General features: G+C 67.1%; 5 protein-coding genes. 1 reads left to right on the top strand and 4 read right to left on the bottom strand.

What is annotated here, in order from left to right; all coding sequences use genetic code 11:
• Positions 1–131: 131 nt before the first annotated feature.
• The 4 genes from SB786_RS34155 to SB786_RS34140 form a co-directional block, all read right to left on the bottom strand.
• The gene (locus SB786_RS34155; protein WP_410731305.1) at positions 132–671 is read right to left on the bottom strand and encodes a hypothetical protein; all 540 of its coding nucleotides are present in this window, start codon (positions 669–671) and stop codon (positions 132–134) included.
• 246 nt (positions 672–917) lie between these two features.
• Positions 918–1,262: a hypothetical protein gene (locus SB786_RS34150; protein WP_410731304.1), complete on the bottom strand. Its 345-nt coding sequence runs from the start codon at positions 1,260–1,262 to the stop codon at positions 918–920.
• 172 nt (positions 1,263–1,434) lie between these two features.
• Positions 1,435–3,423 (bottom strand): gamma-glutamyltransferase family protein, encoded by a 1,989-nt coding sequence (locus SB786_RS34145; protein ID WP_410731303.1) that lies wholly within the window; start codon positions 3,421–3,423, stop codon positions 1,435–1,437.
• A gap of 683 nt (positions 3,424–4,106) precedes the next feature.
• Positions 4,107–4,388, bottom strand: a complete 282-nt coding sequence (locus tag SB786_RS34140; RefSeq protein ID WP_410731302.1) for a DUF4148 domain-containing protein — start codon at positions 4,386–4,388, stop codon at positions 4,107–4,109.
• 269 nt (positions 4,389–4,657) lie between these two features.
• Here SB786_RS34140 and SB786_RS34135 point away from each other — a divergent pair, with 269 nt between their 5' ends.
• The gene (locus SB786_RS34135; RefSeq protein WP_410731301.1) at positions 4,658–7,888 is read left to right on the top strand and encodes an efflux RND transporter permease subunit; all 3,231 of its coding nucleotides are present in this window, start codon (positions 4,658–4,660) and stop codon (positions 7,886–7,888) included.
• The last annotated feature ends 31 nt before the right edge of the window (positions 7,889–7,919 follow it).

Raw genomic sequence — 7,919 nt, 5'->3', positions numbered from 1 at the left:
GTCGCACAACCAGTCTATTCCTTCGGGCACCGCTTTCCTTTTAGGCCTCGCCTTCACGCTAATCCGTGAAGAACCATAAAAAAACCCGGCCCGCATCGAAGCGGGCCGGGCTTGTGCGGGAAGCAGATCGCTTACAGCGCGCCGCCTTGCGCCGACGCCGAACCCTTCACGCCGACCGATGCGCCGCCCTGCACCGAGTTCGTCGCGCCCTCGAGCGCTTCGCCGGCCTTCGCCTTCGCGCCGCCGGCGACATCGCCCGCCGTCGACACCGCGCCTTGCGCATGGCTCTTCGCCGAGCTCGCGACGTGCTTCACGTGCGACTTCGTCGCGTGCGCGGCCGATACCGCCGCGTCCTTCGCGGAGCCGGCGGCCGAGCCGACTGCCTGCGTCGCGCCACCGACCGCGTTACCGGCCGCCGAGCCGACGCCGCCGACCGTCTTGCCCACGCCGTTCAGCGCACCGCCGACGACGTTGCCTGCGCCCGAACCCGAGCCTGCGGCATTGGCGCCCGCGCCAGCCTGCACGCCCACGCCGCCGCCGAGCAGCGGCGTCTGGACTTGTGCGCCGACGCCGGCCGAACCCTCAGCGCCCGTCTGGGCCGTTTGTGCGAAAGCCGCCGATGCGATTGCCGTCAGCGCGGCGCCAAGCAGAATCGTGCGAATCTTGTTCATGGTCATTCTCCCCAAAGACGTTGTTGCTGCGGGCCGCGTTCTGCGGCTGGTCGCATGCCTCACCGCGACGTGCGGCAGGTGGAGCCAATGTAGCGGCGCCAACGTCCAAAACCATCGAATTGCGGGGACTGTTACTTCCGTTGCAAATGCTGACGATTGACTCACACTCCTTGACAATCACCGCGACCGGCCCGAGATTGGCGCCGTCCGATGGCATGTATCGGTGCACCGGGCACAACGTGCCGGCTAGCAGGGAAAGCGACCATTCCTGTAGGCATCCCAAAGGACCTTGCTCGGCCAGCCGTCAGTGCGGCCCGATGAACGGCTGCGCGCGATCAGCTCGATGTCGTCGGACACGCACGCCGCGACGTCGGCATTCCCCGATGCGCGGAACGCCAGCCTGAACGCCTTTTCCCTGAGCGCATCCACCGCCCGCTTGTCGAGCGCGGCACCCGGTTCGCCGTCGACTTCGTCGAACGCCGTCATCCAGCACGCGTCGAACGGGTCCGCGTCGCGGCTGGCCAGCGCGCGATCGCAATCGATGTCGCCGAGGAAATCGAAAAACCCCGGGGCCGACAGGATGGCGTCCATTTCAAGCAGATGCGCGTTCGTCACGGCGGCCCCTTGCCACGATGCGTGGCCGTTCTGTTCATCGATCGGTGCCGCCATGCGCCGCTTTCACGTTCGGCATCGGCGACGCGCAGCCCCGTATCCGCCGCGACCGGCAGACGGGAGCCGCACGCCATTCTCCGCTACCGCCCGCTTACGGCCTGAACGTGTCGCCGAGCACGACGCCTTCGCGACGCGGATCGGTACCGCCCTGCAGCGCGGGCGACTGTCCGACCGTCACGCGCATCACGGTGTTGACGCCGCTCGCCTGCGCGGACGTCGATACCTTGTGCCCGAGCGCGACGAGGCCCGTGATCAACGGATCGTTCGCGCCGTTGTTCGACGCATTGACGTTCGGATGCTCGCCGCCGATGTTCGTCGTCGGGCTGTTGCTCGCGCCGAAATCGACGAGGCCCGCGGACTGCTGCGCATCGAGCCCCCAGTCGAGCGCGCCGACGAGCGTCTTCACCACGTATTGCGGAATCGTACCGCCGCCCGGCGAGCCGGTAGCCATCACGAAATCGCCGCGCGAGCCGTCCGCGGCCGTGCCGAACACGATCGTCGGCGCCATCGAGCTGCGCGGCCGCTTGCCCGGCTGCACGCGGTTCGCCACCGGATTGCCGGCACTGTCGAGCGGGTTCGCCGAGAAATCGGTCAGCTGGTTGTTCAGCAGGAAGCCGTTGGTCATGTGGAACGAGCCCATGCTCGACTCGACGGTCGTCGTCGCGCTCAGCACGCTGCCGTCCGCATCGACGATCGTGAAATGGTTCGTGCCGTGTTCGATCAGCGTCGTGTCGACGCCGAGCGGCACTGCACCGAAATTGCCGGGCTGCGCGGTGCCCATGCTGCGGTTCGTGTCGATCAATGCGGCACGCGACTTCAGGTACGGCTTGTTCAGCAGCGTGTCCCACGTGCCGCCCGGCAGCGGCACGAAATCCGTATCGGCCACGTATTTGTCGCGATCGGCATACGCGAGCCGCTCGGCTTCGGTGATCAGGTGCACGCCGGCGACGGTCGGCTTGCCGCCTTCGAGATCAATCGCCGTCGGCTTCAGCGACTTCAGGTCGAAGTTCTCGATAATGCCGAGCGCCGACGCGACCGCGATACCGCCCGACGACGGCGGCGGCATCCCGCATACCCAGTAGCTGCGATAGGTCGTGCACACGGGGTCGCGACGCTTCGCCTGGTACGCGGCCAGATCGGCGACGGTCGTCTTGCCCGGCGTGATCGTCGAGCCGTCGGCGCCCTGCGTCGTCGCGATCTTCGCGACGATGTCCTGCGCGATCTGCCCCGTGTACAGCGCACTCGCGCCGGACTGTGCCATCAGCGTCAGCGTGTGCGCGTAAGCCGGGTTCTTCAGCACGGTGCCGAGCGTTTTCGGCGTGCCGTCCGCCTTCAGGAAATACGCGGCGGCCTCGGGATCGCGCTTCAGGTTCGCGGCGTTCAACGCGATCGCGTCGGCCAGCCGGCCGCCGATCGGAAAGCCATTGGTCGCGAGCGTGATCGCGTCGCCGAACAGCCCCTGCCACGGCAGCTTGCCGTGATCCTGCTGCAACGCCTCGATGAGCCTCGGTACGCCGATCGTGCCGATCGAACGGCCGCTTGCACGCGCGTTCGGTTGCGGCGCCGACCGGTCGTTCTGGTCGTCGACATAGCGCAGATAGTTCTCCGTTGCCGCCGCCGGCGCCGTTTCCCGTCCGTCGTACGCCTGCAGCGTCTTGCCGCGCGCATCGTAGTAGAGCAGCACGCCGCCCGAGCCGAGGCCGGTCGCCTCGGGCACCGTCAGGCCGAGCACGGCCTGCACGGCGACCGCCGCATCGGCGGCCGTGCCGCCCCGCTTCAGCACCGCGCAACCGGCCGCGCTTGCATACGCGTTCGAGGTGGCCACGAGGTACCGCTTCGCGTAGACGGGCTTCATGCCGGTGCGGTAGCCCGACGAGGCTTCCGGCAATGACGGATCGCCGGGCTGGTTCGAGCCCACGACGACCGTCGAGCCGCTGCTGTCGATCGCGAGGCAGCTCGTGTCGGGCGCGGGCGGCGACGTGGAACCCGCGTTGTTTTCGATTTCGTCACTGCCGCACGCCGTCATCAGGACGGCGGCGACCAGTGCGGACACGTACGGGAAAAGCGCGGTTCTGTTCATGGTCTCTCGGGATTTTCGTAGGTCGTCGCGAATTCGTCACGCTGACGGCGCCCCCCTCGGCGGGCGGACAACGCCATCGATAGTCCCATGACCGGATTTTTTTGCGCAATAAGGAATTGATGCGATGTGACCGGCGTCGGCGGCGCAGCAAGCACGGGCTTGCTTGACGGCGCCGGCGGTTACGCTGCCGGCCTCCCGTGCCAATCCGCACGACATCTTCTGACGCCATCGTCCGGGCCGGCATTCGGGCTACCGATTCGCTATCGGGACTTCAGACATGGTGGGCGAAACTGGCGATGCGGACGAGCCGATCGCCTGGGTGATAGCCGACGCGCGACAGGGTTACACCGTCGCGGCTCACTGTCGCGCCGACTTCGACGTACGTGCGTGAAAAGGATCTCGAGCCGGCTCCCCGGATTACCCCTGTGGGCTCGACGAGGCTCGGACCCGCCAGGTCGCGGCAGTCCTGTGTGCGTTGCCGCCGCCATTCGAGGACGCGGATGCCGTGCGCGATCGCGCGTCATCCGACGCCCGCGTCGGATCGAGCTCGCGCAGCACACTCGCACGGCCGCCGTCGTCGCTCGGCAATTCCGGCTGCCCGCGCGCAAAGGCCGGCATGGCCGTCGCCGCGAGCAGCGCGGCGACCGCCATCCGGGAACGGAGCTTTGTCACGTTCCCCCGCTTCATTGCGCGCTCGCGGTCGATACCGTCGTTGCCGCGGCGGCCATGGCGGTGCGCTGGTCACCGTGCGCGATCGCGTAGAGCTCGCGGTTGCGTGCGACCGTCGCCGCGCTCGGCGGATAGTCGGAGTTCGATGTGGGCACGGTGCCGTCGCGTTGTGCCTGAACGAGATCGGCGATCACCTCGGCACGGGTCACGCCGGACGACGAAGTTTGTGCGAAGGCGGCGACCGGCGTTCCGACGACGACGGCGAGCAGTGCGGCTGCGATCAGTTTGCGATTCATGATGAAACTCCCGAGAACGGTTCAATGAAGACGCATCGACGATGCGCCGCCGGCGTGACCGCAATCGCGATTCGCCGCCTGACACGTCCATTCTGGCGATCGGCCCGCACCCCACGCTGACCGGCAGATGACAATTTTGAAATCCGGCGCCCACGCCCGGATAACAGTTTCGTAATGTTCAGGTCAGCATCGGGTCAACGCCGCGCCAGCAGACTGCATGCTCACCGCATCGAATGCGGCACCCATGCCCTGCTTCGAGGAAAAAAATCATGTGGATCGTCCGGCTGGCGTTGCGCAGGCCCTATACATTCGTCGTACTCGCGCTGCTGATCTTCATCGCGGGACCGCTCGCGATCCTGCGCATGCCGACCGACATCTTCCCGAACATCGACATTCCGGTCGTCAGCATCGTCTGGTCGTACAACGGCTTTTCCGCCGAGGACATGGCCAAGCGAATCACGTCCAACTACGAGCGCGCGCTGACGTCGGACGTCGACGACATCGAACACATCGAATCGCAGTCGCTGAACGGGGTGTCGGTCGTGAAGATATTCTTCCACCCCGGCGCGGACATCAATCGCGCGATCGCGGAAGCCGCGAGCAATTCCGCGTCGATCCTGCGGATCCTGCCGCCCGGCACGCTGCCGCCGAACATCATCACGTACAACGCGTCGACGGTGCCGATCCTGCAGCTGGGACTGTCGAGCAACACGCTTGCCGAACAGCAACTGTACGACCTCGGCAACAGCTTCATTCGCACGCAGCTCGCGACCGTGCAGGGCGCGGCGGTGCCGCTGCCGTTCGGTGGCAAGATTCGCCAGATCGTCGTCGACCTCGACACGCGCGCGCTGCAGGCGAAAGGGCTCGCGCCGATCGACGTGGTGAACGCGATCAACGCGCAGAACCTGATCCTGCCGGGCGGCACCGCGAAGATCGGCACGCGCGAGTACAACGTGCAGATGAACGGCAGCACCCAGACGGTCGCCGCGCTGAACAACCTGCCCGTCAAGACGATCGACGGCAACGTGGTCTATGTGCACGACGTCGCGCACGTTCGAGACGGCTACGCACCGCAGACCAACATCGTGCGCGTCGACGGCAAGCGCGCGGCACTGCTGACCGTCGAGAAGACCGGCAGCGCGTCGACACTGACGATCATCGACCAGGTCAAGGCGATGCTGCCGAAGATCGCGGCCGGCTTGCCGAAAGCGCTGCACATCTCCGCGCTCGGCGATCAGTCGGTGTTCGTGAAGGCGGCGGTCCAGGGCGTCGTGCGCGAAGCGCTGATCGCCGCCTGCCTGACCGCGCTGATGATCCTGTTGTTCCTCGGCAGCTGGCGCGCGACGTTGATCATCGCCGTATCGATTCCGCTTGCCGTGCTCACGTCGCTGCTCGCGCTGGGCGCGCTCGGCCAGACCATCAACATCATGACGCTCGGTGGGCTCGCACTCGCGGTCGGGATACTGGTCGACGACGCGACCGTCGCGATCGAGAACATCACGCATCATCTCGAACGCGGCGCGCCGCTGGAAGACGCCATTCTGACCGGCTCGGGCGAAATTGCCGTGCCGACCTTCGTGTCGACGCTGTCGATCTGCATCGTGTTCGTGCCGATGTTCATGCTCACGGGCGTCGCGCGCTACCTGTTCGTGCCGTTGGCCGAAGCGGTGATCTTCGCGATGATCGCGTCGTATTTCTTCTCGCGCACGCTGGTGCCGACGCTCGCCATGGTCCTGATGCGCGCGAAGGGGCAAGGCCGCCCGCCGCGTGGTGTGTTCGCGCGCATCGCACGATTCCAGGCCGCGTTTGAACGTCGCTTCGAGGCGGTCCGGCTGCGCTATCGCGCGCTGCTGTCGGCGGCGATCTCGAATCGCCGCCGTTTCGCGGCCGCGTTTCTTCTTGCATGCGCCGCATCGACCGGCCTGTTCGCATTCGCCGGCCAGGATTTCTTCCCGTCGGTCGACACGGGCGAGATCCGTCTGCATCTGCGCGCCCCGACCGGCACGCGGATCGAGGAAACCGCGCGCCTCACCGACGAAGTGGAAGCGCGCATCCGGACCGTGATTCCGGCGAACCAACTGGCCGGCATGCTCGACAACATCGGCGTGCCGGTGAGCGGGATCAACCTCACGTACGACTCGTCCGACCCGATCGGCACCGAGGATGCGGACGTGAACATCACGCTGAAGCCGAACCACGCGCCGACGGCGGCGTATGTCGCGAAGCTGCGCAACCTGCTGGCCCAATCGTTCCCGGGCGTAACGTTCGCCTTCCTGCCGGCCGACATCGTCAGCCAGATCCTCAATTTCGGACTGCCCGCGCCGGTGGACATCCAGATCGTCGGCAACAAGCTGGACCAGAACCGCGCGGTGGCGAATGCGCTGCTTGCCAAGCTGCGCGGCGTGCGCGGCCTCGTCGATACGCGCATCCAGCAGCCCGGCGACGAGCCGGCGATCAACGTCGACGTGGACCGCACGAAGGCGATTCAGGCCGGCCTCGAACAACGCGACGTCGCGCAGAACCTGCTGATCGCGCTGTCGGGCAGTTCGCAGACGACGCCGAACTTCTGGCTCGATCCGCGCAACGGCGTCAGCTACCCGTTGATCGTGCAGGCCCCGCAGTATTCCGTCGATTCGCTGCAGGCGCTGGCGAACATACCGCTGCCGACGGGCGCCGCGCGCCCGCCGCAGACGCCCGCCGGCGGTCCGGCCGCAGGCGCGCCCGCACAGAACCTGCTCGGCGCATTGGGCGCGTTCTCCCGCGCGACGCAGCAGGCCGTGGTGTCGCATTACAACGTGCAGCCCGTGCTCGACATCTTCGCGTCGGTGCAGGGGCGCGATCTGGGTGGCGTCACGGCCGACGTGACGAAGCTCGTCGACGATGCGCGCGCGCAACTGCCGCCCGGTTCGTCGATCGTGCTGCGCGGCCAGGTGCAGGCGATGCACGAATCGTTTGCCGGGCTGCTCGGCGGCCTCGCGATCGCGATCGCGCTCGTCTACTTGCTGATGGTCGTCAACTTCCAGTCGTGGCTGGACCCACTCGTGATCGTTGGCGGCCTGCCCGCGTCGCTCGCCGGCATCGCATGGATGCTGTTCGTCACGCGCACCACGCTGTCGGTGCCCGCGCTGACCGGCACGATCCTGTGCATCGGCATCGCGACCGCGAACAGCATCCTCGTCGTCAACGCGGCGCGCGAGCTGATCGCGAGCGGCGCATCACCGTGGCAGGCCGCGCTCGAGGCCGGATTCAGCCGCTTTCGTCCGGTCGTGATGACCGCACTCGCGATGCTGATCGGCATGCTGCCGATGGCGCTCGGCCTCGGCGACGGCGGCGAACAAAATGCCCCGCTTGGCCGTGCCGTGATCGGCGGGCTGGCGTTCGGCACGCTGTCGACACTGCTGTTCGTACCTGTGCTGTTCGGCTTCATCCACGCATGGCTCGGCCGACGCCGCGAAGCGGCCGCCGCCCGCCGCGCGCACGACATGCCGGTGGTGCGCTGATCAAGCACGCATCCCGATTCCCTTCGACTCG

Origin of the sequence: Burkholderia sp. SIMBA_062 (assembly GCF_046534765.1) — a bacterium.
GTDB lineage: Bacteria > Pseudomonadota > Gammaproteobacteria > Burkholderiales > Burkholderiaceae > Burkholderia > Burkholderia ambifaria.
The sequence above is the reverse complement of the archived record's forward strand: the minus strand, read 5'-3'. Positions and strand labels throughout refer to the sequence as shown.